The 24,990-nt window shown below is 57.6% G+C and carries 29 protein-coding genes; 21 read left to right on the top strand and 8 right to left on the bottom strand.

Translation table 11 applies throughout. The annotated features are described in order from the left end of the window. The first annotated feature begins 62 nt into the window (after nucleotides 1-62). Nucleotides 63-860: a hypothetical protein gene (locus ACODSU_RS07660; protein ID WP_488841329.1), complete on the top strand. Its 798-nt coding sequence runs from the start codon at nucleotides 63-65 to the stop codon at nucleotides 858-860. An 80-nt stretch (nucleotides 861-940) separates the two neighbouring features. Here ACODSU_RS07660 and ACODSU_RS07655 read toward each other — a convergent pair whose 3' ends face one another. Continuing rightward, the gene (locus ACODSU_RS07655) at nucleotides 941-1,882 is read right to left on the bottom strand and encodes a hypothetical protein (RefSeq protein ID WP_488841327.1); all 942 of its coding nucleotides are present in this window, start codon (nucleotides 1,880-1,882) and stop codon (nucleotides 941-943) included. Nucleotides 1,883-2,241: 359 nt separating this feature from the next. Between ACODSU_RS07655 and ACODSU_RS07650 the strand changes: the two genes are divergently transcribed. Continuing rightward, nucleotides 2,242-2,652 (top strand): hypothetical protein, encoded by a 411-nt coding sequence (locus tag ACODSU_RS07650; RefSeq protein ID WP_488841325.1) that lies wholly within the window; start codon nucleotides 2,242-2,244, stop codon nucleotides 2,650-2,652. 3 nt (nucleotides 2,653-2,655) lie between these two features. Here the strand turns inward: ACODSU_RS07650 and ACODSU_RS07645 are convergent, their stop codons facing one another. After that, nucleotides 2,656-3,120 carry a hypothetical protein gene (locus ACODSU_RS07645; protein WP_436078752.1) on the bottom strand — a complete coding sequence of 155 codons (465 nt, stop codon included), beginning with the start codon at nucleotides 3,118-3,120 and terminating at the stop codon, nucleotides 2,656-2,658. Nucleotides 3,121-3,302: 182 nt separating this feature from the next. Between ACODSU_RS07645 and ACODSU_RS07640 the strand changes: the two genes are divergently transcribed. The 19 genes from ACODSU_RS07640 to ACODSU_RS07550 all read left to right on the top strand — a co-directional run bounded on the left by ACODSU_RS07640 (nucleotide 3,303) and on the right by ACODSU_RS07550 (nucleotide 21,513). Beyond that, entirely contained in the window at nucleotides 3,303-3,917 is a 615-nt protein-coding gene (locus ACODSU_RS07640; RefSeq protein WP_488841323.1) for a phospholipase D family nuclease, read from the top strand. 85 nt (nucleotides 3,918-4,002) lie between these two features. Further along, nucleotides 4,003-4,482, top strand: a complete 480-nt coding sequence (locus tag ACODSU_RS07635; protein ID WP_488841321.1) for a hypothetical protein — start codon at nucleotides 4,003-4,005, stop codon at nucleotides 4,480-4,482. 3 nt (nucleotides 4,483-4,485) lie between these two features. Next, nucleotides 4,486-5,265: a toxic anion resistance protein gene (locus ACODSU_RS07630; RefSeq protein WP_488841319.1), complete on the top strand. Its 780-nt coding sequence runs from the start codon at nucleotides 4,486-4,488 to the stop codon at nucleotides 5,263-5,265. A 32-nt stretch (nucleotides 5,266-5,297) separates the two neighbouring features. After that, nucleotides 5,298-6,431: a toxic anion resistance protein gene (locus ACODSU_RS07625; RefSeq protein ID WP_488841317.1), complete on the top strand. Its 1,134-nt coding sequence runs from the start codon at nucleotides 5,298-5,300 to the stop codon at nucleotides 6,429-6,431. Then, nucleotides 6,428-7,309, top strand: a complete 882-nt coding sequence (locus tag ACODSU_RS07620) for a hypothetical protein (RefSeq protein WP_488841315.1) — start codon at nucleotides 6,428-6,430, stop codon at nucleotides 7,307-7,309. The genes ACODSU_RS07625 and ACODSU_RS07620 overlap by 4 nt, the downstream gene beginning before the upstream one ends. A gap of 11 nt (nucleotides 7,310-7,320) precedes the next feature. After that, complete coding sequence (locus ACODSU_RS07615; RefSeq protein WP_488841313.1) at nucleotides 7,321-7,665, top strand: hypothetical protein; 345 nt, start codon at nucleotides 7,321-7,323, stop codon at nucleotides 7,663-7,665. 110 nt (nucleotides 7,666-7,775) lie between these two features. Next, nucleotides 7,776-9,332 carry an LPD1 domain-containing protein gene (locus ACODSU_RS07610; RefSeq protein WP_488841311.1) on the top strand — a complete coding sequence of 519 codons (1,557 nt, stop codon included), beginning with the start codon at nucleotides 7,776-7,778 and terminating at the stop codon, nucleotides 9,330-9,332. A gap of 29 nt (nucleotides 9,333-9,361) precedes the next feature. Then, complete coding sequence (locus ACODSU_RS07605) at nucleotides 9,362-10,210, top strand: hypothetical protein (RefSeq protein WP_488841309.1); 849 nt, start codon at nucleotides 9,362-9,364, stop codon at nucleotides 10,208-10,210. A 45-nt stretch (nucleotides 10,211-10,255) separates the two neighbouring features. Then, nucleotides 10,256-10,915 (top strand): hypothetical protein, encoded by a 660-nt coding sequence (locus ACODSU_RS07600; protein WP_488841307.1) that lies wholly within the window; start codon nucleotides 10,256-10,258, stop codon nucleotides 10,913-10,915. A 168-nt stretch (nucleotides 10,916-11,083) separates the two neighbouring features. Further along, a complete protein-coding gene (locus tag ACODSU_RS07595) occupies nucleotides 11,084-11,389 on the top strand; it encodes a hypothetical protein (RefSeq protein ID WP_488841305.1) in 306 nt (101 codons plus the stop codon). Further along, on the top strand, nucleotides 11,386-14,877 hold the full coding sequence (locus tag ACODSU_RS07590) for a hypothetical protein (RefSeq protein WP_488841303.1): 3,492 nt from the start codon (nucleotides 11,386-11,388) through the stop codon (nucleotides 14,875-14,877). Before ACODSU_RS07595 ends, ACODSU_RS07590 begins: the two co-directional genes overlap by 4 nt. 299 nt (nucleotides 14,878-15,176) lie before the next feature. After that, nucleotides 15,177-15,710: a hypothetical protein gene (locus tag ACODSU_RS07585; protein WP_488841301.1), complete on the top strand. Its 534-nt coding sequence runs from the start codon at nucleotides 15,177-15,179 to the stop codon at nucleotides 15,708-15,710. After that, nucleotides 15,707-16,102, top strand: coding sequence for a hypothetical protein (locus ACODSU_RS07580; protein ID WP_488841299.1), 396 nt, complete (start codon nucleotides 15,707-15,709; stop codon nucleotides 16,100-16,102). The genes ACODSU_RS07585 and ACODSU_RS07580 overlap by 4 nt, the downstream gene beginning before the upstream one ends. A gap of 9 nt (nucleotides 16,103-16,111) precedes the next feature. After that, the gene (locus ACODSU_RS07575) at nucleotides 16,112-17,785 is read left to right on the top strand and encodes an AAA family ATPase (RefSeq protein WP_488841297.1); all 1,674 of its coding nucleotides are present in this window, start codon (nucleotides 16,112-16,114) and stop codon (nucleotides 17,783-17,785) included. Next, complete coding sequence (locus ACODSU_RS07570) at nucleotides 17,778-18,104, top strand: hypothetical protein (protein WP_488841296.1); 327 nt, start codon at nucleotides 17,778-17,780, stop codon at nucleotides 18,102-18,104. Before ACODSU_RS07575 ends, ACODSU_RS07570 begins: the two co-directional genes overlap by 8 nt. Nucleotides 18,105-18,252: 148 nt before the next feature. Then, complete coding sequence (locus ACODSU_RS07565) at nucleotides 18,253-18,729, top strand: hypothetical protein (RefSeq protein ID WP_488841295.1); 477 nt, start codon at nucleotides 18,253-18,255, stop codon at nucleotides 18,727-18,729. A gap of 41 nt (nucleotides 18,730-18,770) precedes the next feature. Beyond that, nucleotides 18,771-19,259 (top strand): hypothetical protein, encoded by a 489-nt coding sequence (locus tag ACODSU_RS07560; RefSeq protein WP_488841293.1) that lies wholly within the window; start codon nucleotides 18,771-18,773, stop codon nucleotides 19,257-19,259. A gap of 258 nt (nucleotides 19,260-19,517) precedes the next feature. Beyond that, nucleotides 19,518-20,792, top strand: coding sequence for a transposase (locus tag ACODSU_RS07555; protein ID WP_488841291.1), 1,275 nt, complete (start codon nucleotides 19,518-19,520; stop codon nucleotides 20,790-20,792). A gap of 55 nt (nucleotides 20,793-20,847) precedes the next feature. Further along, on the top strand, nucleotides 20,848-21,513 hold the full coding sequence (locus ACODSU_RS07550) for a YkgJ family cysteine cluster protein (RefSeq protein ID WP_488841289.1): 666 nt from the start codon (nucleotides 20,848-20,850) through the stop codon (nucleotides 21,511-21,513). A gap of 522 nt (nucleotides 21,514-22,035) precedes the next feature. On the opposite strand, the gene ACODSU_RS07545 is transcribed toward ACODSU_RS07550, so the two are convergent. The 6 genes from ACODSU_RS07545 to ACODSU_RS07520 all read right to left on the bottom strand — a co-directional run bounded on the left by ACODSU_RS07545 (nucleotide 22,036) and on the right by ACODSU_RS07520 (nucleotide 24,956). Next, nucleotides 22,036-22,212: a hypothetical protein gene (locus ACODSU_RS07545; RefSeq protein ID WP_488841287.1), complete on the bottom strand. Its 177-nt coding sequence runs from the start codon at nucleotides 22,210-22,212 to the stop codon at nucleotides 22,036-22,038. 256 nt (nucleotides 22,213-22,468) lie between these two features. After that, nucleotides 22,469-22,765, bottom strand: a complete 297-nt coding sequence (locus ACODSU_RS07540; RefSeq protein ID WP_488841285.1) for an H-NS histone family protein — start codon at nucleotides 22,763-22,765, stop codon at nucleotides 22,469-22,471. A 49-nt stretch (nucleotides 22,766-22,814) separates the two neighbouring features. Then, nucleotides 22,815-23,564 carry a hypothetical protein gene (locus ACODSU_RS07535; protein WP_488841283.1) on the bottom strand — a complete coding sequence of 250 codons (750 nt, stop codon included), beginning with the start codon at nucleotides 23,562-23,564 and terminating at the stop codon, nucleotides 22,815-22,817. A gap of 184 nt (nucleotides 23,565-23,748) precedes the next feature. Next, complete coding sequence (locus ACODSU_RS07530; RefSeq protein WP_488841281.1) at nucleotides 23,749-24,096, bottom strand: hypothetical protein; 348 nt, start codon at nucleotides 24,094-24,096, stop codon at nucleotides 23,749-23,751. Nucleotides 24,097-24,355: 259 nt separating this feature from the next. Next, nucleotides 24,356-24,754 (bottom strand): hypothetical protein, encoded by a 399-nt coding sequence (locus tag ACODSU_RS07525; protein ID WP_488841279.1) that lies wholly within the window; start codon nucleotides 24,752-24,754, stop codon nucleotides 24,356-24,358. 4 nt (nucleotides 24,755-24,758) lie between these two features. Then, a complete protein-coding gene (locus ACODSU_RS07520) occupies nucleotides 24,759-24,956 on the bottom strand; it encodes a hypothetical protein (RefSeq protein WP_436078727.1) in 198 nt (65 codons plus the stop codon). Nucleotides 24,957-24,990 lie beyond the last annotated feature (34 nt).

Raw genomic sequence — 24,990 nt, 5'->3', positions numbered from 1 at the left:
AAACGGTTTGGCCCGTTCCACCGTCAGCCCAGACTGGGCCGCTTCCGTGCGAAGGGGATGACTTGCTGGGCGGCGAGGTTGAGCACCCTGTTTCGCAGCGGACACTGCGGTTGCGCGAGGCATGCGCAAACCCCGTGGTGATCACTCCCATGGATGCCAGTGAGTTGAGACCAGCTCAATTGCGAAGGCTGCGTTTCATCTTTGAGAAAGGGCGTCCGATACTGCTGGCCGAACTCACCATCGTGGACCTTGACCTCATCGCAGCGGGGTTCTGCTTTTGCGAGACGCTGGATGGCAAGCACCAGATCTACGCATCCACCTGCAGCCTGGCGATCACGGACCTGGGCATCAAGGCGCTCAAGGAGCAGCTGGACAAGCGCAGGGACAGGAACGACGTACATCACAGTCTCGCCGGTAGGCTGGCACGCTGGCTGCGCGAGGAGCGCGGGTGCATGACCTGGGAAAACGTCACGTTCCTGGCAGATGTGGGGCTCCATTGCGAGGCACGGCTGGATGTCGTTTCGGCGGTGATGAGCCCCCGGGCCGCATCTTCAGACCTGATGGCTTGGGAGGTGAAGGTCTCCAAGGCCGACTTCATGGCTGACCTGGCCAACCCGGACAAGGTGGATGCCTCGCGCGCAATCGCTCAATCGGCTTGGTATTGCACACCCAAGGGGCTGATCGATCCCGGCATGCTGCCCCAGGGGTTCGGGCTGGTGTGGGAGTCGGCTCCGGGCCGTTTCGAGATCGTCAAGCGCGCCAAGCGCAAGAAGGGGTTTGTGCCTTCGAGTGACACGCTCATGGCGCTTGTAGTGCGGCGGGGGCTTGTACCAGAGCGTGAGCGTCACGAGGCTCAATAAAAGAGAAGCGCAACTCGACAGCCATCGAGCAGGACAGGATCTCGCTCAAAATCCTTTGGGCGTTTTCAGCGATCGATCAATCAACTTTGAGGAGCGCCCTCAACCACCTGACGATACGCTTGAACTAGGTCTTGAGCAGACTGCCGCCAAGAGGAAGTAATTCGGCTGTGTGCCCTAGGGTCGCTGTGGCCGTGTGCGAGAACTGTAATACCAGAGCGTGTAGCCGTGGAGGCCTCGCTTACCACCGCGTGTGTGAATTCAAGCACCCTACGAAACAGGTTTTCTGCGGCAGGCAGGCATTTGAACATCTCAGCCCTGCGCCCCTCGCTAAGCCATTCTTGCAATCGAGGCTGTGCCTTAACCTGCAAAACTCGGTCCAAATCGATTCGTAATTCAGCGAAATGATCAAAATCGTCGGTGCGAACATAGCCTAACCCGAAATCCCAAGACTCCAGCCATTCAATGTGCGAAAGTGAGATCAGTTGGGGGAGGAAGCTGCGCGCAAACAGTAGCGAGTCCATGTACTCATTCGGCCTGGGTTGCCGGGACGTAAGTCCGGTGGCCAGAGATGCCATGGACGGGAAAATCCTCAGCAGTACATCTTGCGGGATGAAGTCCCTGGTTTTGAGTTCAGACCAGTAGCAGACAAAGACCTGAAAGGAGCCCTGTCGGCGGGTGTAGGTGGCACCGCCAAAGGGCATCTTGTCCTGTACGGATGTGTGTCTCCCAGCAGTCGTCAGGACAAAGTATTCCCGAATCGGGCCGGGGTACTCATTCGTCATCACCAGTTCTTTCTCGATTTCGGCCCAGGTAAGCGATCGGACGTTCCGAAGTTTTGACTGCCCCACGATTCCAAAAGCAATATGGTTCGGAACAAGGTCAACCCCGCACTGCTTTTGTCCTACGCCGCCATAGACGCTATACGGCATGTAGCAGCCCTGGCGCTGTTGAGCAAGCGCCTTCATCCAATAGCACCCAATCTCCTGAAAATCTTCCCAACGGTTAATTTGCAGATCACTCATTGCGTCCCTTCGAGCAGTGGTTGTGTGTTGCAGGTGGTCTACTTTGGCGCGATGAGCTGGCACGTTGCTCAGGCTCAACCGGCAATGTCTAACGGGGTAATCTGGCGACCCCGGGCGCAAGTGACTGTAAGCGGTCAGTTCACATCCTCGGAGATGACCACAACACATGGCCATCCCTAATGGAGGGGGCGGATCTTGGTGCAATTTTTCCACCCCTCATTTCTCCGAAAAACACCCGATTCGGACGCATCTCATCGAATCGGCTGAATTAGCCCCCCGGCCCCATTTACTTTCGGTCACACTCCCGCGCATTGGGGGTATGGATGACTGTTTTTCGATCAATGGACGATGCAATTGCCATGGGCTTTGTCCTGGCAATCAACAAGACCTACTTGACGCACAGGGGCTGCATCCTCTTTGGTTTTGACACCAGCGGGCCTGGAATCAAAGGGGCGTCCTACGGGATTCGCGTCGAGGTCCCCGAGGACTATACGAAGACGTACCTGGGGGCGCGGTCGAAACCCTTTGGCCAATCCATTGATGTGTCTATCGGGGGCTCCCTTGGAAGCTTCGCAGGTGGTGCCAGGAGGGCTCAAGGGGGGAGGATCGTGCAGATGTTCACGCCCCAAGAGTTCGAAAGGGCTCTGCATGAGGCAAAGGAGTGGACGGACTCCTGGTTCCGAGCCCATCCAGATGCGATCTCGCTGTTCAACGAGCGGCAGCGGAAAGAAAAAGAACTGGAGAGGGCCGCCGCCAGGGCGGCCACCTGACGCTTAACGCGTCGGCATGTCGTAGTGAGGGTTGCGAGTCAGGTTGTAGGCGGCTTCGGCACCGTACTTTTTCTGAATCATGCGGACACGATCACCAACATTCGCGTACTTGGGGAGGGTGAGCAAATCGGAGACGAACACCGCCTCCTTGCCCGTGGCTTCGTCCTGGATCTTGATGACCATGAAGCGGTCTTTGTTCTTCGCGTTTTCATGATCGAAAACGTCCAGCGCGAAGGCCGCAAGGCCGAGGGTAGAGCTGCCTTGGGTAGCCGAAACGACGCCAGCGGCAGTGTTGGTCACGGTCAGGTTGCTACGGCGCTTTTCTTCCATCGCGATGAGCGTGCCCGTCGCAGTCTGCGTGACATTGGGATCGCTTGCCCGGAAGAAGGCATCGTCGATTCCTCGGGTGGCGCAACCGGTGATAAAGGTGACGACAGCCAGGGCGGCGATCTGGGCGAACTTACGCATGGAATCCTCCGTTGAATTGATGTGTCATTGTAGCCGATTGGGATTGAATTAACAAATTTCATTGATGTTTCATTGCAACGGCGTCGGTTCACTTGTCAATCAAACATCTGATTGATTGATTTGATTTGCAATGGAATTCATTAAATGATTTAATTGCAGTTGATTGAATAATGGATTGTCGAATGAAAACGAAATTTGCTGCCATCGGACTTGTCCTCTGCATGACCATCGGCTATGCCCAGGCATATGACGTGAAGCGTCAAATGGGCCGTGTCGCAGGGGATGTTGTTGACTCCCTGTCAGTCCAGCAGGTGCAAGCAGCTGGGTCGTTGGAGGTGGGGTTCTCGCCAAAGGGGGGCGCAGAGGCCTTGGTCGTGAAAGTCATCGACTCAGCAAAAGCTGACCTGAAAGTCATGGCCTACAGCTTCACGAGTGCGAAGGTCACGAGCGCACTTCTGCGCGCCGTGAAGCGGGGTGTTTCCGTTGCCATCGTCGCGGATGAGAAGCACAACCTCGGGGAGGGTGCGTCGCCCAAGGCGCGCGCCGCTTTTGGTGCGCTGGTTGAGGCGGGGGCTCAGGTGCGCGTCACTGATGCTTTCGCCATCCATCACGACAAGGTGCTGATCGCGGACGAACGCCACCTGGAGTTGGGGAGCTTCAACTTCTCGGAAGCAGCAGCGTCCCGGAACAGCGAGAACGTCCTGGTGAACTGGGACAACCCGTCTTTGGCCAAGGTCTACGCAACGCACTTTGCACGCAACTGGGCGTTGGCCAAGCCGTTTCGAAGCCCCTTCTGAAAACCATCTGTATCGAGTAGAGGCAGCGAGCGGGAAGGCCCGCTGCGTCGTGAGATTTCAAACCTGAAACTGAAAAGGAGTTCGTATGAAAAGCAATCTCGACGTGTTCCGCGCACAACTGGACCGTGACCATGCCACGGTGGTGGGTCTGTGGAAGTCCCGTTACCGCAAAGCAGTGATCGCTTGCACGGCGCTTTTCGCTTGCATGCTGGCGTTCATTGCTATGTTCATGGTTCTGGACAGCGAACGCGCTGGTCTGGTGGCAATGGGGTTGGCCGCGCTGTGCATTGCGCAAGGCTGGATCCTGACCCGTGAAGAGCACGATTGGTCAATGACGCTGGTGCAGGCGGGCCGCTGCAGCAGCTACGTGACCCTCCTGGGCCGGCATCCAGCCAAAACGCATGCATTTCAGATCCGCAACCGGCCGCTCTACATGGCTGATTTCTTGGCCCTTCAGGACTTCGTAGACGCTCTTGAAGAGGGTAGCTTTGAGCGCAGCGAGAAAGACGCCGCCCAATGGCTGGAAAAGGGCATGCCCGCATTGGCAGGCGCGGCCCAGGGTTGATCAATGTCGGCAATCGCTCCGCTGACTGCAGATGAGCTGAAATCCTCGGTCATTCCGGGGATCTTCGCGGACCCCATCCTGATTTCCGAGTACGGGACATCAGGCGTCAGTAGCTCTGACGCAATGGGTGCGTTCCAGAGCATCATGGAGGCCTCCCCCATTGGACGGCTTGCTGATCACATCAGCAAGATAGTTGGCAAGTTGGTGGATGCGGACCCGAAGAAGATCGCGGCAGAACCAAGCTGGCTCGACAAGCTGCTGGGTCGCGACGTGGAGCAGCTCGTGCGCTATGAGATGGCGCGCGAGTCGCTCGATGAACTGCTGGACCTCGCCAACAATGCCGCTGTTTCGGTGAAAGAAACAGTCAAAGGCCTGGAGAGGCTTCTATCGTCCCACCATACCGAAGTGGATCAGTTGGACGCATACATCCAGGCGGGTCACGAGTACCTCTCTGAGAACCCTCTGGCGGGCATGCCATCTCAGGGTGCCTTGGAATTCGACAAACCCCGCGAGCGCTTTGCACGCAAGCTCACCAACCTGTCCGCTATCAGGGCTTCGCATGAGATGAGTGCGGCTCAGATGCGACTTGCGCGGTCCACCGCGCTCGACTTGTTGGACAGGTTCAGCGAGACGACCACCGTGCTTTTGCCAGTGTGGCGCCATCACGCCATGGCTATGACCAATGCCAAGGGGCTCGACCCCGAGATCGTGAGCCAGGCAACGCAAGCCCATCAAGCGCTGCTGCGCAGCCTGCAGGGGCTCGAAGAAGCACACACCAAGTAGATCGCCCAAAACACCAGCCAAGAGGATTTTGCATGTCATTCCTAACCACTCAAGCCGATCCATCCCGCCCCCCTGTGGCCATTCCAGAAGCGGAGCTGACTCAGCTCGGACTGACCGTTGGGGACTCTGCAGAGATTGCGCGGGTGGCATCAACGATTCAAACCGGGCGCAGGGCCAGTGTTGCTGAGTTTGGCCGTGAGATTGCCGAGCACAACACGCGGTACACCGATTCATTGCTCTCGGAGGTTCGCAACAATGACCTGGGTGAAGCTGGTGCGATGCTCTCCAAGGTTGTCCAGCTGGCCAGCCACTTGGACATTGAGGGTGTCTCGGGCCCCAGGTCGAAGATTCCCGTCATCGGCGCATTGCTCAACAAGATTCGCCGCCGCGCGAGTGATTTCAGTGCCCACTTCGACACCACGCGGGACCAGATCAACAAGCTGATGACGACGGTCAGCAACACGCAAACGAGTCTGGATACGCGCAATCAGCAACTGGACGGGATGTTCGACGCCGTGAAGCACGAACACTGGCTACTGGGCATCCACATCGCTGCTGGGCGGCTGCGGCTGGCTGAGATGCGCGAGGAGCTGGACGGAATGAAGGCAAATGATTCGGCCGCACCTACGGACGCGATGAGCATCGCGGAGTTGGACGCGGGTGTTGCAGAGCTGGATAAGCGGCTGGGTGACCTCCTCGCACTGCAGCACTCGGCGATGCAGTGCCTTCCCATGATCCGCCTTCTCCAGGGCAACAACTCCACGTTGAAATCGAAGTTCCACGCTATCCGCGAGATCACCATTCCGGCTTGGGAGCGCCAGTTCATGCTGCGCGTTGCCCTGGCTGAGCAAAACAACGCCGTGGAGCTAGCGGGTCGGATTGATGACACCACGAACGCACTGCTGAAACAGAACGCGGAACTGCTGCACCGTAACTCTGTCGAGTCGGCCAAAGCCAATCAGCGTCTGGTCATCGATACGGCGACCTTGCGCGAGGTCCAGGCAACACTGGTGAAGACGGTCCAGGAGGTCATCCGTATCAACGAGGAGGGCGTCAAGGCCCGCAGTGTGGCCGAGCGGGAGTTGCTCACCATGCGCAATGACCTCAGGTCTCGCCTCATGAACGCTAGAAGCGCGAAGCCGGTTGCTATTGAGGCGTCGGCATGAGCGTGACTGACCTTCGCCCCAAAGTCCGCTTGCTCGATCAGCGTGCAGCGAAGGCCAACTTGTGGGCTATGGGTTTGTGGGCTCTCGTTCTGACTGTGGCGGTCAGCAGCGCTGTGGTTTTCGCTCTGGCGAGCGTGCGTGAGCCCATAGATCAGGTGGTAGTGCAGATACCTCCCGCGATTGAGGCAGTCCTGAATGAAGTCAATGCGCCCCTGCGTGAGTCATATCCGGAAGGATCTGTGCAAGCAAGTCTTGCTGAGGTGGCGTCTTTTGGTGAGGCGTTTTTCAGGGCCTTTGTGATCATATTCGCGGTGTTTGGCTTTGGCTTAGGTGTCATACGCCAGAGCATTGCACCTGCAGCTGCTGGAGCTGTTCTATTAGCTGCAGTCGCAGTAATCGGTGCCGTTAAGGCGAATCGTCAATCGGACACCAACTATCAGGAACGCATGCAAATTGTTTCTGGAATCGAAGCTCGTGACTATGAGGGAGTTCGGAAGGCCATGATGGAGCAATCCAAGAGGTTTCCTGAGCTGCAGGAGGACTTCCTTTGGTGGCAGCTGGCGGCGCTTTCACGCAAGGCAAAAGGAATTGATTTCGTCTCAATCCTGGCAAAACTCGAAGCGAATGCGGCCGAACTCAAACCTACCCCTGCAGCGCGCTATGCGCTAGAGGTGCGGGCGCTTGGCGCCCCACGCTCTGCGCAAGCCAAGGCGTTTGAGAAAGAGGCGCTTGAGGTTTCTGGACGCTGGAAAGGTTACGGCCAGATCCTCATGGCGTTCGGCTCCATCCTTTGCTTACTGGCATCTGGAGCAGCGGTGTTTGCGCGGGTTCTCAATCGGCGAGTTGCCCGGATTGCAACTTTGGGGGTTACCGCTTGAGGGATGGTGCCATGAACCTGTTGCTGCTGCCGGAAGAGAACGGTATGCCGTGGCTTGATTTTTTGAGCCCTACGGTCATGGTTGTATGTGCCTTGATCGCTTTGGCACTGGGGGTCGCAGCGTTCCTGGCTTGGAAGGTCTACGCGGACAGCGCGCGTGAACTGGAACAGATATACGCACAAGCCCCTTTAGGGTTCGAGTGGCAGGAGTTCAACACCCTGACAAATGAGGTGGTGGCGCAGGGATTCTGTTCGTTTCCAATTCGCCCGCCCATGGGGCCATCCAGAAAGCCTGGGCATGCCTTCAGGTCCTGGCCAGTCGAAAGCCATTCCCGTCTCTGGTCCACCTTGTCATGATTTCCACGCCCCAATTCTTCACATTCACAGGTGCAGATGATCGGACACACGAGTGCGAACTTGTGCATTGCCACCGATGCATAGCGACAGACCGGAGTTGACGCAGAACAATGGCGAAGATTGAAGACGCAGGCGAGTTCATTCCCCAGGCCAAGAAGCACCTGGCACGAAAGAAGTCAGAGAAGACACCTGCCCAGCGTTCGCGGCTTGCAGAGATCTGGCCGGAGCCCGACTGGAAGGAACTCTCGCGAGTGAATCGCTATACGCCCTCAACCCTGGCTGCACTCGCGGCCACGTATTGGGGGTTGGGGACCGCCCCCCACGAAAAGGCGATGTTCGGTGTGGAGGCTCACGAGTGGCCCGCAATGTATGACGCGGCGATCGCCATCGTCAAACAGGTCTTTGATGAGGCCTATGACGAAACCCGCTTGCAATTGAATGCCAAGGCATACGCGCTCGCAGGCCTCAATCGGTTCTCCGACGCCAAGGACAGGATGCGTTTGAGCGCAGCTGGGCGCTATGGGGGTCGAAGGCTCTATCCCCCTTTCAGCCTCACTCAAAAGCTGGCGTGGCTATCCGTGTCCATGGCTGATCTTGGGTGGCCTGAGGATGACAGTTGCTTGCGTGCCAGTGTGGGGGTGATTTCAACGCGTGAACATGCACTGCCCAGCGACAACTGCTGGGCGGTGATCACTACAACCCCACGTCCTGCCTACGAGGAAGGCTGCACGGGATTGACGCGCGTAGAGGCGCTGATCGCTGCCCGGAGAGTTATCAAGGATCGCCTCGCAGAAAACGCGAAGGCTGCAGGCCTTCGCAAGGCCGTCACGCGTCGGGCTTCGGCAGACCTTGAGGTTCGGGTCGGTCCTGACTTCCTTGGCGGTTGGGATATCTCGGGGCAAGAGCTTTTGGAGACGTTCCGCTTGCGTGGTGTTCAGTTCGGTGAAGCGCTATCCGACAAGGAGAAGCAGCGCTGGTTGAACGAAGCCTTTTGTGCGTTCCACGACCTATCAAGGATCATCGGTTTCGAACCCGCGTGGATTGGCCTCGGTGGGCGAGGGAGGCCCACTTTGGGTCTCGCATTTGGGGCTCGCGGACAAGGTGGCGCATCTGCTCACTTTGAGCCGGCACTTTGGGTCGTGAACCTCACTCGCGACACCGGGCATGGGGCCTGCGCCCATGAATGGGCGCATGCACTCGACAGTCACCTAGCGCAAAGCACGTTTTCATCGGGATTCAACTGGCTGGACGAAACCGATTTCATGACAGAAGAGCGTGGCCGCGCAAACCGAGCGAAGCTGGCGCGTCCTGATGCGTTCACGGCATTCACAGCTTTGTGTGACGAACTCTTCCATCCCCAAGACAACCCGTTCTACGAGCATGCGAAACGCATTGAGGCGATCAAGGGGACGCGCAAGCGATATTGGGCTTCGCGGGTTGAGTTGTGGGCGCGGAGTTTCGAAGCATTCATCCAGGATGAGTTGGTCGCCAACGGAGAAACCAGCCCATGGCTAGTCCATGGAACCTTGCCCAGCGATCAGCACGACTTGTCGATGTCGGCATACCCGCTGGGAGAGCAGCGGGAGAGACTCCGAACCCTCTGGAGGGGCTTCCTCAGCACTCTCGCACCTCGCAACAACGCAGTCGCACAGCAGCGTGCCACCTAATTCGATCCATCTCAACGAACGTCCACCCCATGGCCAATCTGCCCTACCCAATCAGCGACGATGAATTCGTTGCGAGGCGCGCGATCACGCTGAAATTCCTGTTCGCGCTCGCGGTTCTCTCCGCGATATGGTTGACTCAGCAAGGGCTGGTCGCCCAGGTGCTTGGCGGCACGGCTTGCGCGCTGTTGATCGACGTGAGATACGGTCATCTCTTTTCGAACAAGTATTGGGGTGACTGGTTCAAGGCGGGCCTGGCGATCCTGGCCATGCTGCTGGTTTGGGTGAAGGACCAGTCCGTTGCGAGGGCGGATTTTGATCTGCAGCTCTACGAGGTGCTCAAATCGCAGGCTGCGGTGGGCGCAGCAGTATTTGCCGTCGCATCTATTGGGCTGGTCCTCGTTCTACCTTCCTGGCTCCGGGAGTTCTCTGACGATGGCATTTTCCCCTCTGAACCTGCTCAGAAGCCTCCCGCTATAGATCGATTCATTGAAAGGTCTATCGCCTGGGTTGCTGCCCGACCTTATGTCCGATACCCGCTCCAGTGGTTGTTTGTGGCACTCTTGCTTTGTTGGATCGTGTTCCTTGTCTCATATGCGGTAAGCATTCAGGGTTCTATGGCTTCTGCGGGCCCCATCACCTCCGTTGATACCAAGACCCACTGCAACCCAGCGCACCAGGTGCAGTCGTGCCGGTTGGTCGTCGCTACGGCCAACGGAGAGTTTCGTGTTGACCCCGGTCCCTTTGCAGTCGGTGATTCTGTTGTGGTGAAGCGATCGGCGTGGTCCGGGACCAGGCTTTGCTCTAAAGACGAGTGTCGTATTGCGGTAGTTCAGCGAGCCAGTCCCGAGATTGCATCGGCCCTGAAGATAAAGCCATGAAAACTGGGAGTTTCGTGTTGAACCCGGTCACCTTGCAGTGCTGAGATGCTCTATTTAGCTGCACTCAACCTCGCTGTGGTGCTTTGCGTCTGGATCTTGGCGCGCAGCCTGATGCGTGCGCGAGCCGGAACTAAGGGGGGAGCCATCTCAGAATTGGGCATCACATGTGCCTTGCTTCTCATGCTGGCGCCTGTGGTCCTTGAGGTGCTGCAGTGGAGCCCAGCGGGATCGCTGGTTTTCCAATGGGGACTTACCTACCACGATGGCTGGATTACGGCCCTCGGCGCCATGCTTGGCCTAGCGAGTTTCGGACGGAATTTGCGGGGACTTCGGCGTTTATCCGTCCCTGGATTCTGGACCGTAGGCGCCAATGTGCTTGGGCTTCTCCTGAGCGCCTACATGGGCATCGTGGCCTACAAACATGAAGCCTTCTACTGGGGCTCTGCAGGCGATGATCACGGCATGGTGAATCTCATGGCCATGCGAGATTCGAAGGCAGGCGAGGTAGTGCAATGCCCCTCCGACTTCGTTGCAGTGAAGAGTCTGGGAGCTGATCTCATCGCTTACCGCTGTCCACTGACCATCGCGCTTGGAAAGATGACCAGCAAGCCATTCATCCCTTGGCCAGGGTATGTTGACGATGAGAGCAAACCTTTGGCCAAACTACTGCGTGAGATGCAAGACAAGGCTCTGCAGGTTAGGTGATGCGCGGCCTGCGGGGCCTGTAAAAATATCGGTGCATGGCGTGAATGCAGGAACACTACATCCGGTGTTTTGGGTTGCAATGCTTCCCCTCAACCGGTACAGTTCAGTTGTGGGTAAGGGGCAGTGAATCACGTCGATTCATCCGCTATCCAAGCACCCACCATGTGTATGCATCAGATCTACAGCCTACGAACCAGCCGCGCCTGGAGTCTCCTGTCCCAAGAGCATTTCGATGCTTCCTCAGATTCGGCTCTTGCCTTCATTGGTTCGGGGTGCATTGATGCGCCGGAGGAGATTCCTGGGGGCTCTATGCAGGGCTTCGGCAAAAGCACAGCGACTGCATTCACTTCCCCTAACTACACCTCGCGCAGTGCCCTTTTCAATGACGAGGCAGTGAGGGACAAGCCCAAGCAGTTCGCGGCAAAGCTGGTGCGGCAGGTGATGCGGGAGTTGGCAGCGGAGGGTGTTGCATGACGGGAAAGATCATTCCAACCGGGGACGTTGATCCAAGCGTCCAGCGTATCGCCCGGTTCCAGTCGCTGCAGGCTGGTCAATACTGGCGTGCTATCCGCGACGTGGCCTGTGAGGGAATTGCGGCCGAGACCGTCCTATTGATCATGTCCATTCGCTGTGTGGATGAGGTGCCGCACACTGTCATTCTTCGGCCACATCCTCTCCAGATCAATCGCGCTCGCCAGTTGACCTGGGTGGGTGACGATGGGGTAGAGCACGACAAGTACCACCAGTTCAAGGAGCATCGGTTCCTCCTGAAAGACTTTCTGGATTCGTTCTCCTTTGAGCCTGACCATGAAGCAATTCGCTCAGCTGAACTCGGACTGATCAACGCCAAAATTCAGGGGCTACAGGAGGAGATCACCTCTGTCCATATCAATCCCACCCTCATGAACCAGGTGGTTGCGGAGGGCCTGAAAAATGCGCAAGAGCCATCTGATGCCCTCAAGGCCTCCAACAAGGCACTTGCATTCATTGTAGACACCTCTGAAGTGGCCGCGAATCCATCGGCCGTCTCGACTGAACACCCGTATCCGGTCGCTCTGCCTACCGTGGACCCGGAAGTGTCATCCATGGCCACAGGGTCGCTGGCCAACGCCATTGAATGCGGGATCACCGAGTCCAAGGTAGAGGCCATGAAGCTGGCCGCAGGCCACGAGCTGCAGGTTGCCACGATCAAGGCCAATTGGATCCAGGCCAAGACAGCCCGCATCGCTGAGGAGTTGAGCAAGCTTGCCCCCTTTTTCGAAGAGAAGGGGGCTCAGGCCCTTGCTCAGACTGAGGAAGTCCGGTCCTATGTGAAGGGAATCGTGGATGGAATTGCCTCGCTGGACCTCTACCTGGGGACGAATGTCCTGGTGCACACCATCAAGGAAGGGAAGGGCGCTGACCGGGGAATCCCCCTGACGGTGGTTCAGGGCAAACGCATCGTCGAGCACGAGCTGGCTGTGTATGTGGACCTGGACGAGTGGTTTGATTTCGAGGACCAGCATCTGTTCTTCGATGCTTTGCGCAAGGAGACAGCCTTCGTTGACCAGTTCTTCCCAACGGAGCGATGCGTGCTTGTGGCCGTCACGACAGCTCGCCACATCGACTACGGTGAACCCTACGTCAACATCGCACGGAACAGGGAGAACGCTAAGGTCTACCTGATGGTGCGCAACGGGGAAAACATCCACTGCGTGGTGTCCCCCGTCGAAAGTCATTTGGCAGCTGCACGGCTGTTCCCGTCCACCGACGAGCAGGACCAGATTTTTCGCGGGATGGACGGATCCAAGATCCGATTTGAGGATGTCGCGTACACCGACAAACTGCGCAACCACGAGTTGAATGCACTCCACTATCGGCGGTTCTTGATCCTTGCGGCAGGGTTAGATCACCGTCTCAAGCTTTTTGGTGATTTTCATGATGAGGGCGAGTCCCTGGGGTTCGTCTCGCAGCGCTTCCAGGATCGCTGGATGCGGTTCCTTCACGACGATGATGCCCGGATGATGCTGGCGGGCGGACCCAAGCCGCCAGATCTCCACGAATGGATTTCTCAGAAAAACGCCTACCTACGGCCTGGCTCGCGTGTTCTTTGCCATTGGGACGATTTGATCAATCCCACGACGGCCCCAAGCCTGGCCAAGGAAAATTACCGTTCCATTGGTTGTGGCTATGACCTGCGTGCCAACCCTATCCAAGACATGGAGTGCCTGATTGCCTACAAGAAGGCCGAGCACGTCTGTGTGGATGTGCGTGTGTGCACAAACTCATTCCATTCAGGTCGGGAATACACCAGCACCGTTCGAGTCTCTTCCTACAAGCGGGGAGAGTGGGATAGCGCCCAACTGCCGTTTCTGGTGCTGGATGCAGTCGATCCCGAAGAGCTGTACTGGTTCATTCATCACCGGAACACGCGTACCAACCATCTTGAGTACCTGCGGTTCTTCAAACGAGCGCTGAAACTGATCGAGACCGAACGCTCCCAGGAAGCTCCAACCCGTGCGGCACTTGCTCAAGCCCTGAGTGATGGGAATGTTGGTGCAGCTGAAGAGCGTGAGGCCTTGGTCTCTCGTGCGATCAAGGCTTGGCGTGCAGCCCACCGAGGTCAGTCCCTTCCTTCGCCAGAAGCCACCAACAACGCTGAATGGCGAAGACTGCTGGACCAGATGTTCGCCCTGTCAGTGGATGGCAGCTCCAAAGCCGTTGAAGCCGAAGCGTTCGTTCGCGACTTGGGATACGAACCTCTGAGGCTGGTGCTGTCCGGCAAGGCCAAGTTTGCGATCTACGCGGCGCCGAATGAGGAGGAGCGCGATGACCGTCTTGAGCCCCATGCCTGGGTGCACCGCATCACCCTGGAGCGCAAGAAAACCAAGCTGGTCGAAGTCTCCAGGCGCTGGGAACTCTTGCCAGAAAAGGCTGCTGCTGAAACCGTACTTCATGAATGGGCGGGGGCAAAGCATTGGCAACTGGGCTCTGCTTTCCGCACTCTCGCTCGCAAGACCGAAATCCTTGGGCGGACCGAGACGTTCCGAGCGGCTGTTGCAACCTTCCTGAAAGGGCACCAGCCCGTGGATGCGGTCCATGTACTTCGCGAATTCGAGGCGGCGTTCGTCGCGTCCTCTGGGCTGTCCGCCACTCAGGTCTGCTATCCGATACTCGCTTTTCCCATCGCCGTCTGCTTCCCCAAGAAGGGCAAAGGTGACATCCAGTATCTCTGTCTTGCGAACCGGCAACCCCACAGGTTGCTGGGAGCATTGATCAAGGATCACGCCCCTGAAGCCTTTCAGGCCTGTTCCGACAGGTTTCGCAGGGTTTATGGGTACCAGCGGTGGATTGCCTCCATGTGGAGCGAGTCCCGAGATGCCCGTGGTGACTGGACTCTTGCCGAGGTCAGCGCTGACGCCTTCAGCGGACCCACGGGCGGCTACGTCAAGACCGAGTTCATCAAGTCGGTTTCCACTGCATCTCGCCAACCACTGAGCCTGTTGATGGCCGATTGGTTTGAGGAGTGGAAGAAGGACAGTCTTCGCTACTACAAGCTCTGGTCGCCGACCGATCTGCTGGACGCTGAGGGGTGTCTCTTGATTGACGAGATCATGGGCTTCAAGCAGGCAGAGAACTTCGCCCCCCATCAGGCGCTTCACGTCAAGTACAGCTCTTTTGGGCGCCGTGCAACCGCGACAGCCTCGAACTTCCTGGAGTGGTACGACCTGGCCCCAGCTGGCATCGAGTTCCCGGACTATGACCTGGAGATGTTCGGCAGTGGGTATGGGAGGTCTCACTACGGGCACACATACCTGAATCGCGAGGATGCCCTTGGAAAGCTCAGATCGTCAGTGAAGGGCGCTGTCCTGTCGGATTCTCGCGAGCATCCTGACGCACCTCAGCCACCTCCCGGCATTGAACGGCTCTATGTGTTGCCAAGAACTGCAACGGGTTCCTTGAACTCACAGGGTTCCCATTGAAGCTGCAAAGTGCATGGCGCCTTGCTAAACGGGTTTGCATCATCACTGGGAACGCAGTAGCAGGCCATTCCCGGAAACTTGCAAAAAACCTGCGACCGAGGCTTCAGCCCTACAGGCCGACCCTTGTCGTTTGAGCCCGAAATTGGCATGTATCGAGAAAGTTTGCGTCTTCAATGGGAATCAAAACGGGCAATGACGATCACGAGTTTGTGCGAATAAGAGATATCCGGCGTTTTGTGTTGATAGATTTGGTCCCGGTAGGTATCATTCATTCATATCCGGCAAATTGTGTGTAGAACATGCCTATTTTTCATCTCTTCAGTGTCTCCCCCGTGGAGGTGCAACCCCATGAGCTGCCACGCGTTCTGTACCGGGACTTCATGGTTTGCGCGCCATCTCTCGAAGCCGCCTGGTCTCGCATTGCTGAGTGGGAGGGCGTGGTGGATGCCGCCGAGGTCTGGGGGGCTGAGCGTGATTCCTCCGAGGAAACCTACGTGATCACCGGGCCGAACACCCTGATGACGAAAGAAGCGGGCCTGGACCATCACAGCCATTGGCGAGCAATGCAGGCTGTGGATGGGAAGTACACCCACCTTCATAGCGGTCCTTTGAGCATTGAGCAGTGGCAGGAAAACCATTTTGCTCAGTACCTCGCCCGCACTCACCCGAAGATGTTTGCTGCCACGGACGCCGCGCCAGGTGCTACCACGCCGACAGATCAACAGGCAAGCGGCGGTATGCAGCTGCTTGTGCCGTCTGTCGCCGCGAATGACGATAACGCGCAGCAGGCAGACCAGACACAACCAGACACAACAGAGACGATCGCACCATGAACGACCCTATTTCCTCTGTCCTGGAAGACGCCATGCGCGTGATTCGCGGACTTCGTGAATACATCGCGGCCATTCCCAGCGATACGGTTGCCGCGTTCCCTGCCATGCCGGGAATTGATGGCGATTGGGTCGATGCGACCCTGGTCAACCTGCAGGCCACGAAAGAGCATCGCTCCCTCCAAGGCATTTCGGGTGTCAGCGATGGGGCTCCGGCTGCGCTTGTCCCAGGTGCTTACTGGTATGTCCGCACAGGCCACCCCGACCAGATTTGCGAGAAGCGTGAAGGCGAAGACTTTGTGCGGTTCACCAATGGTTCTCGGCAGGATTGGATCAAGACAGGGGAGTCCTTTGTCGGCCCCCTGCAGAAGCCATCGCATCCTGCAAAAGTCTGAAAGAGCCCCATGTCCCTTGTGATCCCAGCGGCCGTCCTGCTGCCCGTCAAGTCCCAAATCAAGAGCCCCCTGATTTCAACAGCGATCTCCCAAGGCCGCGTGTCGCTTCGCAACGGTGAGGACGACCCCGATGCAGAGGTGAGCCTCAACATTGCAGCCTTCGATCTCGATGCGCTGGTGGAGCTTCGCGGCTTCTGCGACAGTGCGGGCAATAAGAAGGCGGTGCGGGTGCTCGACGCGGTTTTGAAGGCCAAGGGGGGGGCCATTGACAGCAAAGTCCCGAGCTTTGGTGCTTTCCTGCCCATGCTCCAGACCTATCTGCACCACGACCGGATTGATGGATGGATCTATGCGGAAGCGGCCGATGGGTGCCTTTATCCTGAGTTGATCCTCAGCGCGACCTTCAACGACAACAAGGGCTACAAGAACAAGCCCGACCCCCATGTCGTCATCACCACCATTGCGTTTGGCCTTGACGCCGATACGCGTTCTCGCAGCGAGGGGGCGCGCACTCGGGCGCACACGTTCCGTCCCGACGATGCATTGCACAAGCCGGTGGCAGAGATTCTGGCGGCTTCCGGGTTGTTCAAAGAATCCCGCGCGAGAAAGGACAAATACCAGAAGTCCATGGAAAGATTCGATGCGGAGGTGCGGCTGAAGTTTGCGGAGCAGTTCCGGGTGACCGGGCGGTGCTTCGCTTTCGACAATGGCTCGTATCGCCGCCGTGGCGAGATGTTGGACAACCGCCGCGTCATCCACGATCAGGAGGCCCGGGAACTGCCGCAGTCCCAGCGCTTCATGGAGTCGTCACTGTTTGACGCGGAGGATTTTCTGGGGCAGGTGCCTGTGCATCCCCTGGTCAAGGTGTTTGACCTCAAATCGCATGAGTTCATGTGGGTCCACTCGGACTACATGACCCCGTATCAGTACAACGCCTCCTTGAAGGACAAGCTGATCCTCCCGCCTGAGATGCACGACTTACTGAGCATCCTCACGACCAACCTGGGGGTGTTCGTGGACGACTTCATTGAGGGCAAGTCGGCGGGCAACGTGGTGCTCATCAAGGGCCCCCCCGGGGTTGGTAAAACCCTCACGGCCGAGGTGTACGCGGAAGTCATCAAGCGGCCCCTGTTTGCTGTCCACACGGGGACGCTCGGTACCTCCGCTGAGGACATTCACAGGAACCTGAAGGAGACCTTCGCACGCATTGAGCGCTGGAACTGCGTGGGGCTCATCGACGAGGCGGATGTGTATGTCCGCTCCCGAGGAGAGGACCTGGAGCAGAACGCGATCGTTGCCGAATTTTTGAGAAGTGCCGAATATTTCCGGGGACTTCTGTTCATGACCACCAATCGGGTCAACGATATCGATGATGCATTCCTGTCGCGCGTCGCTGCCTGTATCTCGTACAGCGAGCCAGGGCCGGAGTTGGCCGCGAAAGTCTGGCGGACGATGGCCGAACAGTTTGAGCATCCATTGGACGATGCCACCGTAGCGGGTTTGATCGATGCTTTCCCCATGCTCCGCCCACGAGATGCCAAGATGCTGTTCCGCCTCGCATTGCGGGTTGCCAACGCCCATAACGAGCCTCTGACGGTGGATGTGTTTCGGCGCTGCGCCATGTTCAGAGCCATACCCGCGTACCAGAAGATTCCCGGGGTCAAGGAGCTTGCGAATGTCTGAGCCGCTGGAAACTCCGAGATTGGACCTCGCCGAAATGCGCAAGATGCGGGGTCTGTGCCAACCGCAGGTGGAGTGGCGGGTGGAGCACCCGGTAACCGGGGACTATTGCTTTCAAGGCGACCACGGGGAGGTGCACAAGTGGTTCGACGATCACAAGCTGCGATTCCCTCACAGCCGATTTGCGGGCTATGTCGTGAAAGAACATTCCATGCTGACGCCAACCCAATCGGCCTTGATCCGCTGCCTCGACGAGCTGGAGTCCCTGGCAAAGGCCACGGCACAACCCTCCGAGCCGCCTCATGCTGGAGCCCCTTCATGAACTCAGCCTCTTTTCCATTTGCGGTGTCGCTGGGGCGTGGCGGACCTGCCATTGAGGCAGCTACCGGCCACCAGCCGACCCGCGCATGTTCAATCACCTTCGAGCAGCTCCAACGGCAATGTGACAATTCCCGGATTGGAAGCCCTGAATGAATCCCGCTGCTCGTTTTTTTGCCTGTCTCCTTGGTCGGCGCCACGCGTTTCTGACCTACTTCTACGACGATGTGGCCAGGGGCCGACGCATCGATCCACAACGGGTTGCTGTCTTGCGCAAGAACTACGTTTACGCCAACTACCTCCTTATGTGGGGTGTCTGGGCGTGCTTGATGTACTGGCTGAATTCGTGGGCGGTTACCGTTTCAGCCATTCCCCTTGGCTACCTCGTAGGTCGCAACGCAGCGAGCATCAAGCTGCTTGCTCTGCCCGAGTCGGCGATGCACCCAAACCCCGAAATGGACACCACGGCATTTCTGACATCGTTGCTGGAAAGACACCCACAACTCAAGCCGTTCTACGAGGCCAATGACCTGCCCAGGAGTGGCAATCAGTTCCTTGAGTCGGTGCTGGTGCGATATGTCACCGCTGTAATCCTGGGGGCACCGGACCACGCCTTCAGGAAGTATTGAATCCGATGGCTTGACCCCGTGCTTGTTCTGTTGAGAGATCTATGAAACCACCGTTCATCCTGCGCGCTTTTCGCTTCCTGCTCACCTTGGCAGGGGACAGGAACGCATTCATGTATCACTTCTCGGACGCGATCCCACAAGGGCGACCTATTGACCCTGAACATGTCCTGCGCTTGCGCCGCAACTACCTGATGCTCGACTTTGTTCTCTTTGCGTTTTTGGGAATGGTTTTTGTGTTGGGAGAGGCACCCCTAACCAAGGGCCTTTCACTGTTTCTGTGGCTTCTCGCTGGTTACTGGCTGGTGAAACTGAAGTTCAACGGAATTGACAAGGACACGGTGGCCAAGAAGCCGTCCGATGACCATGTTCGCAGGGGGCTGGAGGAGGTGTTGCGCGATCACCCATCGCTGGCGCCTTTCATCGACGCGAGCAATGCCCGAACAGCAGTCTCGAATTTTGAATTGGCTCTCCTGATGCAGTGGTCCATGCACGAGTTCCGGCACCAACAACTCAAGTCGGGATACCGGTAATGACGGCAGAGGAGATCGAGCGAGCTGCGCACCAGCGTTATGACCTGTGTCCGACAGTCAAGCCAGACTGGTCACAATTGGGGGAGATCACGAAAAGCGTATGGCGAGAGATGGTGGTGCCCAAGGCAAACTCCGGGGAGACAGCCTCATCCAGCATTCAAGAAGCCGCCGAGGCCTCTGGAGGCCCCCAAGGAGCGCTTTTCTGATGGACCTGGCAGGGTAGGTACTGCCAAGAAGAAGAATGCATCCTGAGCCCCTATGTCTGTGACAACCAAACTTCCTGCCACTGCTGTCCCTGGCCTGCCCAGAGACTATCGCCTTCTTGCTCAGGAAGAGGAAGCCGATCGAATTCGCTACACCGCAGAGTGCACCACGATCCCCAAAGCCTGTCCGTACTGCGGGGGAAAGCCGCGTTCCTGGGGCTCGAAGGAACGGACCTACATGGACTTTCCTCGTGCCGGCAAAAGGGTCGAGATTCTTGTCGTCATCAAACGGATGCGATGCCCAGCATGCAAGAAGACATTCCTGCAGGATCTCCCCGCCTTCAACCACATCCACGGATTGACGCGCCGGTATTTTCTGGATGCGGCCGAGAAGTGCTACACCCATACCTTTGGTCAGATGGGCGAGGAGCTTGGTATTGAGGACACTTCTGCCCGCTTGCTCTTCCACACCTACCTCAAGGAGCTTGAGAGTTGTGTCCGCATTTCAGCTCCTGAGGCGCTGGCGCTGGTACCGCTCAAAGTTGTGAATAAGCCCCGGACTGCGCTTATCAACGCCAAGGCCAAGACGCTTGTTGACCTTTTGGCAAGTCAGGAGAACAAAGTTCTGGAGCCGAAGCTGATGGAGTTGGCTGCGGAGGGAGCAGCGCGGTTCGTGGCCATCGGATTCAACAAGACAGTCCGGAAAACTATCAAGGCTCACCTTCCCAGGTCCATTCTGTACGTAGACCCATTCTTCGTTCTTGAGATGGCCGACCTGGCACTGGAACAGACCCGCAAAGCTGTCCGCAAGCCCCTCAAAATCACCCTCAAGCGGTATCTGTCCCACGATGCAGAGGTCTTGGCCAAGGCCGATACGGATTTGTCCGAGTCCGACCGAGCCCAGATGAATTATTGGTTTGCCCTGTACCCCGTCCTTGGAGAGGCGTACCAGGCGCGCGAGGCCTTCCGTCAAGCGTACAGGCCGGGGATCACCGCAGATGAGGCTTTCGCCCAGATGAGCAGTGCTGTGGCGGAATTGAGCCCCAAGGTGCGCACGCACTTTCGCTCCTTGTCCGGTGCCTTGAAGGACTTTGAGCCTGAAATTCGGGCCTTCTTCACCTCTGGCGCCCGTGACTTCTCGCTGGCGGATTTGCCGGAACTGGGAAGCCTGGGCGACTGGATCGACGCAATCCCCGAGCGAGGAAAAGTCTTCGAGATAGCCCGTGCCTCAGCCCTGTATCCGTCCAGGATGCCAGGGGCCACCTTCCGGACCCCGGGAACCAGCATTGCGCGACTACGGGATGAGGCTCAAAAAAAGGCCAACGGCTGACAGCCTCCAGCCCATGAACCGATCGTCGAATGATCCTGACCAAGGAGGACAACGCTTGAACGAACCCACAACACCGGATCGCGCCACTGAGCTGCAGGCTCACTTGGAGCGCGTCGCAGAACGCGAGGAGGGCATGCAGATCCGGATCGAGACCAAGCTGCTGCACTTGCGGAATCGGCAGCGGGATAACGAGGTTCGTCTTTTGCGGCAGGCTGGCAAGGCCACCAGTGGCGCGAAGAAGGTCTATTGGCTTCGGCAGGCGGCCGAGGCAATGGCGGAGCCTGTCTTCGCGCTCTCAGCGTGTCGCACCGGGTGCTCGCATTGCTGCAATATCACCGTGCCCATCAGCCGAGTAGAGGCCGAGGTGATTGCCCGCGAAACAGGCGCACGCCTGAACAAGAATGCCGGTATGAAGATGGGGGACGAAAGCGCTGATCTTCAGGCCATCGTCAGTGATATGAGCGCCATCTACTACGGCATGCCCTGCACATTCCTGAGCAAAGGGAAGTGCAGTATTTATGAGTCACGGCCTTTAGCTTGCAGGCTGTTGCTCAACATGGACGACGATGATTTGCTGTGCATCATCACGCCTGAAGCGAAAGTCAATGTTCCGCGTATCAACACCACCGAGCACGAGCTTTTGGGCGTGGCGGCATTGGGACTGAACCAGACCTACGACGATATCCGTGAGTGGTTTCCTGAGGGGCTCCCACAGCGGTAGCTTGGAGCAGCTCAGTGCCCCAGGATGCCTCGCCAGATTCGGTGTAACGCCTCAACGGAGGTGCGCAATGTGTGCGCCGTGCGAGGCCACTGTCTTGCCATCCTGTAGGGCGTTAGATGTCGCAGCGCGCGTCGTGCCAGTGAGCGCTTGGGGTTGTGGGGGTGCTGCGAGGATTGTGCACCCGAGTTGGCTCGTTCGATGAATGCCCGCCCCTTATTTGTGAGACGGATTTCCCAGTTCCACGACTTCGGGTGTTGGCCTTTGAGGGTTCCTTCCTCCACTAGCCCACGGCGTTCCAAGTCGGGAATGGTCATCATTGCGTCGAGACGGTAGTTACCCCCCCAAAACGCCATCTGCCAGGCGTGAGCAATTTCCTCCCAACGGTTTGCAGTGCGCCAGTGGACAGTTGATCCCTCGTGCCATGCCCCTCTTTGGAGCGATCGAAGCACCTTGAACTGCAAGTTGGTGAGGCGCGGTTGTTTGGGGCGTGGTGTAGGTTCCGCTGCCATGGTGTCGATGGCGTCAGGTGCTTCGGAACTGACTCATGCTCGGCCACCCCCAGCGGTGCCAGGCGGCCATCAGCAGCATGGTGGTGGCGCTGCGCCCAAGAAAATCCGCCCAGTCCCAGGGGCCTGCAGCAGCTTGAAAGGCGATGCAACACACCAATGCAAGGGAGTAGCAAGCAAGGCTGTTCTTCATGGCGGAGGAGTTGTGTGAACCGTGAATCTTCGGCAAAAACTTAGATGGCATTCTAGAGATTTCCCCCTTGAGAATTGATCCAGCCAATTGTTAGAAGCTGTATCAGAGTGAATCCTCTAGGCAGGGCGATGGACAGCGCGCGAACCAAACTTTCGATCATCTTTTCCGGGCCATATTTCACAGTGAAACGCCCATAAAAAAAGGGAGGCAAGCCCCCCTTTTTCGATCTGGGGCTACTTAATGCCCCAGTGCAAGCTCAGATGGCGAACTTGGCGCGGTCTTCATCGCGGATCCATTTCGGCGCCTTGCCACGGCCTGTCCAAGTTTCACCAGTGGCCGGGTTGCGGTACTTGGCTGCAACGGTCGTGCCTTTGGTGCCGCTTGCTTTGCGCCCGCTCGGAAACACATCGGATTCGGTGAGCCCGAAGGTGGCCACCAGTTCACGGGCCTTGGTGATTGCGCCAGACATCTCTTCTTTGCGAAGTGCTTCAATCTGGGCATCCAGTGCATTGCGTTTTTCGATGAGGTCTTTGTAGCTGACGGGATCGGTCATGTGGTTCCTTTCGGGGGTTGAGATGGGGCAGGGATAGGCTCGGAGAGCCTTAAACAGTGGATGGAAGATGAAGTGGCGGCACAAACTTCAGGAGTTCAGGCCAGCGGGTGATCTGTGGCGGTGAGTAGCCCTCATCCTGCATGGCTTTGAGGGCCAGAACGATGTTGGGGACGACCAGGGCTTCAATTTCAGGATCTGGGGTCCCACATGGTGCCGGCAGTGCCGTCTCCCATCCAGGGAACGCAGGCCAGGGTACAAGTCTCTGTGAGCCGTTGCGATGTTGGACTCGGATCCAGGCTTGACCTTCAGGCGAGCGCATCACGGCGATGGAGCTGCTCATGGAGTGTTGCCATGGCCATGGATGGCGGGGGGCTGGCGCTTTGGGCTGCGTCGGAACGATGGCCAATCGAGGGCGCTGGGCCCTGCGCAGATTGGACTCATGCAAGCGGGCCGCAGCCTCAGCCATCACTCTCTCATGCTCTGCCTTGAAAGAAGCCAGCAGCTCAGCGGTGTTGTTCACCAGGACCAGCCTTTCGGCGTCGGTCAGGAGGCGTCCATTGCCGCCGCCAGCGGAGTAGGCCGGAAGGCCCAATGCCTGCGTGCCCCCATACCGATTGGCAAAGCAGGTGGAACCCAGCACCATCAGTTCGCCATTGTCCTCAACCACATGAATCGCCGCATACACCCCGTGGCCGCAGCCTGGGTTGCCACACTGAACGCGGGCTTTGGGCGATACCGCCACGATGGCCAGCAATCTGGCCTGTTGGCGGGCTGCTTCTCTCGAAGAGACTGGCGTCATGAAGTTGGTGAAGGGTGCTCAGAAATCTGAAGTGGTGCCCCGGTGGCGGGTTACGCCCCGGGGCTATTTTTAGAAACAGTTGCCAATGTAATTTGGCCGGATTCTAGTCGGATTTCTATTGAGTATTCTTGAAACGTGTCACTTTTTGAAAATCGCAGGTTGTGAAGTGCTCAAATGGACCTGGTTATTCAATGGCGTGCACTGGCTGGGCGCGCGCAGAAAGACGCCTCCATCCTCGTTTAATGAGCAACCCCGCCAGGAGCCCTAAGGCCACGGCCCCGGATTGGAATTTGTCTTCCGCCGTCAGCAAATGCACATTCACCATCAGGAAGCCAAAGAACATCAGCGCGACGAATGTCACGCTTGAGCCCTGCTTGCGGGTCCAAAAGTACAAGCCAGAAATCACCACGCCTCCAGAGAATGAAACCACAAATTGGTAGAGGAATGGAACTGTCAATCCTTCGATGGAACCCACGAAGGTCAACAAGCCCGTTATGAAGGCGACTGGGGTTACATGACGCAATTCCAACACGTTCAGTTCTCCTTTGCTGACAGTGATCTCTTATTGCTTGTTTCGCATACCAAATCAGAGGCATGAAATTTCATTATGCATAGCCCAAATACAAGGTAAATCGATATCCGCTATATTTGGCGAAATGGAGCGAATTCGTGCGTTTTTCAAAGAAACGCTGCAGTTGAACGGAGCAACTCAAGAATCTGCAGGCCAAAAAAAAGCCCCCATCTTTCGACGGGGGCTCCAGGGAGTTGAGCCATCGGCAACGGCCGGTGGATCAATGAAGTGTTCCGGTGCGGAGCACAGCAGGCTGCTCCATGTCGGACCATTCCAGTGGCGGTAACGTGCGCATGACTTGCGCAACGGCCGGGTTGAGCGCGGCGGCCATGTTCAGAGTGGCCTCGACCATCATGGTCAGGTCCATCATGGCGTACCGGTCCGCCTCAGGCATAGAGCCCAGGGCAGAACGCGCTTTGATCAGTAGAGCGCCGACTTCTAGTAACGGCTGGCGGTTGAAGTCCAGTCCGTGGTTGCCAGCGTATTCCATGATCCATTCACGCTTTGTGAGCGACGAAGCAGCATAGAAGTCCGAAGCGTAAACGCGTCGAACCCAGTCGGCCACATCCTTGATCAGGATGGGTTTGATGGCAGGCTTGTCGCTTGCTTGGGTCATCATCAAATCAGGCACCTGCGCACTCAGCCTCCTCGCGGGCGAGGGATTCGAGTTGGGCACGTGTCAGGCCTTCTTTGGCCATTCGTTGCAGACACAGGCTTGCTGTTTCTGCCGAGCGTTCGCGCACGTCTTTTGGGAAATCGGTGTTGTCGCGGCGCGCTTCAGCTTCTACGAGCATTTGCAGCAGCATTGAGTGGGTCAACATAAATGCGTCTCCAGAAAATGACGGCATTGCCCAG

This window comes from Acidovorax sp. FG48 (assembly GCF_057809085.1).
Note: the sequence above shows the minus strand (reverse complement) of the source record. Positions and strands in the feature narration are given on the sequence as shown.

What these genes read in the sequence shown, in the direction of transcription:
- ACODSU_RS07655 (WP_488841327.1), bottom strand. Translation starts at nt 1,882, where the DNA reads ATGAGTGATCTGCAAATTAACCGTTGGGAAGATTTTCAGGAGATTGGG.
- ACODSU_RS07650 (WP_488841325.1), top strand. Translation starts at nt 2,242, where the DNA reads ATGGGCTTTGTCCTGGCAATCAACAAGACCTACTTGACGCACAGGGGC.
- ACODSU_RS07645 (WP_436078752.1), bottom strand. Translation starts at nt 3,120, where the DNA reads ATGCGTAAGTTCGCCCAGATCGCCGCCCTGGCTGTCGTCACCTTTATC.
- ACODSU_RS07640 (WP_488841323.1), top strand. Translation starts at nt 3,303, where the DNA reads ATGAAAACGAAATTTGCTGCCATCGGACTTGTCCTCTGCATGACCATC.
- ACODSU_RS07635 (WP_488841321.1), top strand. Translation starts at nt 4,003, where the DNA reads ATGAAAAGCAATCTCGACGTGTTCCGCGCACAACTGGACCGTGACCAT.
- ACODSU_RS07630 (WP_488841319.1), top strand. Translation starts at nt 4,486, where the DNA reads ATGTCGGCAATCGCTCCGCTGACTGCAGATGAGCTGAAATCCTCGGTC.
- ACODSU_RS07625 (WP_488841317.1), top strand. Translation starts at nt 5,298, where the DNA reads ATGTCATTCCTAACCACTCAAGCCGATCCATCCCGCCCCCCTGTGGCC.
- ACODSU_RS07620 (WP_488841315.1), top strand. Translation starts at nt 6,428, where the DNA reads ATGAGCGTGACTGACCTTCGCCCCAAAGTCCGCTTGCTCGATCAGCGT.
- ACODSU_RS07615 (WP_488841313.1), top strand. Translation starts at nt 7,321, where the DNA reads ATGAACCTGTTGCTGCTGCCGGAAGAGAACGGTATGCCGTGGCTTGAT.
- ACODSU_RS07610 (WP_488841311.1), top strand. Translation starts at nt 7,776, where the DNA reads ATGGCGAAGATTGAAGACGCAGGCGAGTTCATTCCCCAGGCCAAGAAG.
- ACODSU_RS07605 (WP_488841309.1), top strand. Translation starts at nt 9,362, where the DNA reads ATGGCCAATCTGCCCTACCCAATCAGCGACGATGAATTCGTTGCGAGG.
- ACODSU_RS07600 (WP_488841307.1), top strand. Translation starts at nt 10,256, where the DNA reads ATGCTCTATTTAGCTGCACTCAACCTCGCTGTGGTGCTTTGCGTCTGG.
- ACODSU_RS07595 (WP_488841305.1), top strand. Translation starts at nt 11,084, where the DNA reads ATGCATCAGATCTACAGCCTACGAACCAGCCGCGCCTGGAGTCTCCTG.
- ACODSU_RS07590 (WP_488841303.1), top strand. Translation starts at nt 11,386, where the DNA reads ATGACGGGAAAGATCATTCCAACCGGGGACGTTGATCCAAGCGTCCAG.
- ACODSU_RS07585 (WP_488841301.1), top strand. Translation starts at nt 15,177, where the DNA reads ATGCCTATTTTTCATCTCTTCAGTGTCTCCCCCGTGGAGGTGCAACCC.
- ACODSU_RS07580 (WP_488841299.1), top strand. Translation starts at nt 15,707, where the DNA reads ATGAACGACCCTATTTCCTCTGTCCTGGAAGACGCCATGCGCGTGATT.
- ACODSU_RS07575 (WP_488841297.1), top strand. Translation starts at nt 16,112, where the DNA reads ATGTCCCTTGTGATCCCAGCGGCCGTCCTGCTGCCCGTCAAGTCCCAA.
- ACODSU_RS07570 (WP_488841296.1), top strand. Translation starts at nt 17,778, where the DNA reads ATGTCTGAGCCGCTGGAAACTCCGAGATTGGACCTCGCCGAAATGCGC.
- ACODSU_RS07565 (WP_488841295.1), top strand. Translation starts at nt 18,253, where the DNA reads ATGAATCCCGCTGCTCGTTTTTTTGCCTGTCTCCTTGGTCGGCGCCAC.
- ACODSU_RS07560 (WP_488841293.1), top strand. Translation starts at nt 18,771, where the DNA reads ATGAAACCACCGTTCATCCTGCGCGCTTTTCGCTTCCTGCTCACCTTG.
- ACODSU_RS07555 (WP_488841291.1), top strand. Translation starts at nt 19,518, where the DNA reads ATGTCTGTGACAACCAAACTTCCTGCCACTGCTGTCCCTGGCCTGCCC.
- ACODSU_RS07545 (WP_488841287.1), bottom strand. Translation starts at nt 22,212, where the DNA reads ATGAAGAACAGCCTTGCTTGCTACTCCCTTGCATTGGTGTGTTGCATC.
- ACODSU_RS07540 (WP_488841285.1), bottom strand. Translation starts at nt 22,765, where the DNA reads ATGACCGATCCCGTCAGCTACAAAGACCTCATCGAAAAACGCAATGCA.
- ACODSU_RS07535 (WP_488841283.1), bottom strand. Translation starts at nt 23,564, where the DNA reads ATGACGCCAGTCTCTTCGAGAGAAGCAGCCCGCCAACAGGCCAGATTG.
- ACODSU_RS07525 (WP_488841279.1), bottom strand. Translation starts at nt 24,754, where the DNA reads ATGATGACCCAAGCAAGCGACAAGCCTGCCATCAAACCCATCCTGATC.
- ACODSU_RS07520 (WP_436078727.1), bottom strand. Translation starts at nt 24,956, where the DNA reads ATGTTGACCCACTCAATGCTGCTGCAAATGCTCGTAGAAGCTGAAGCG.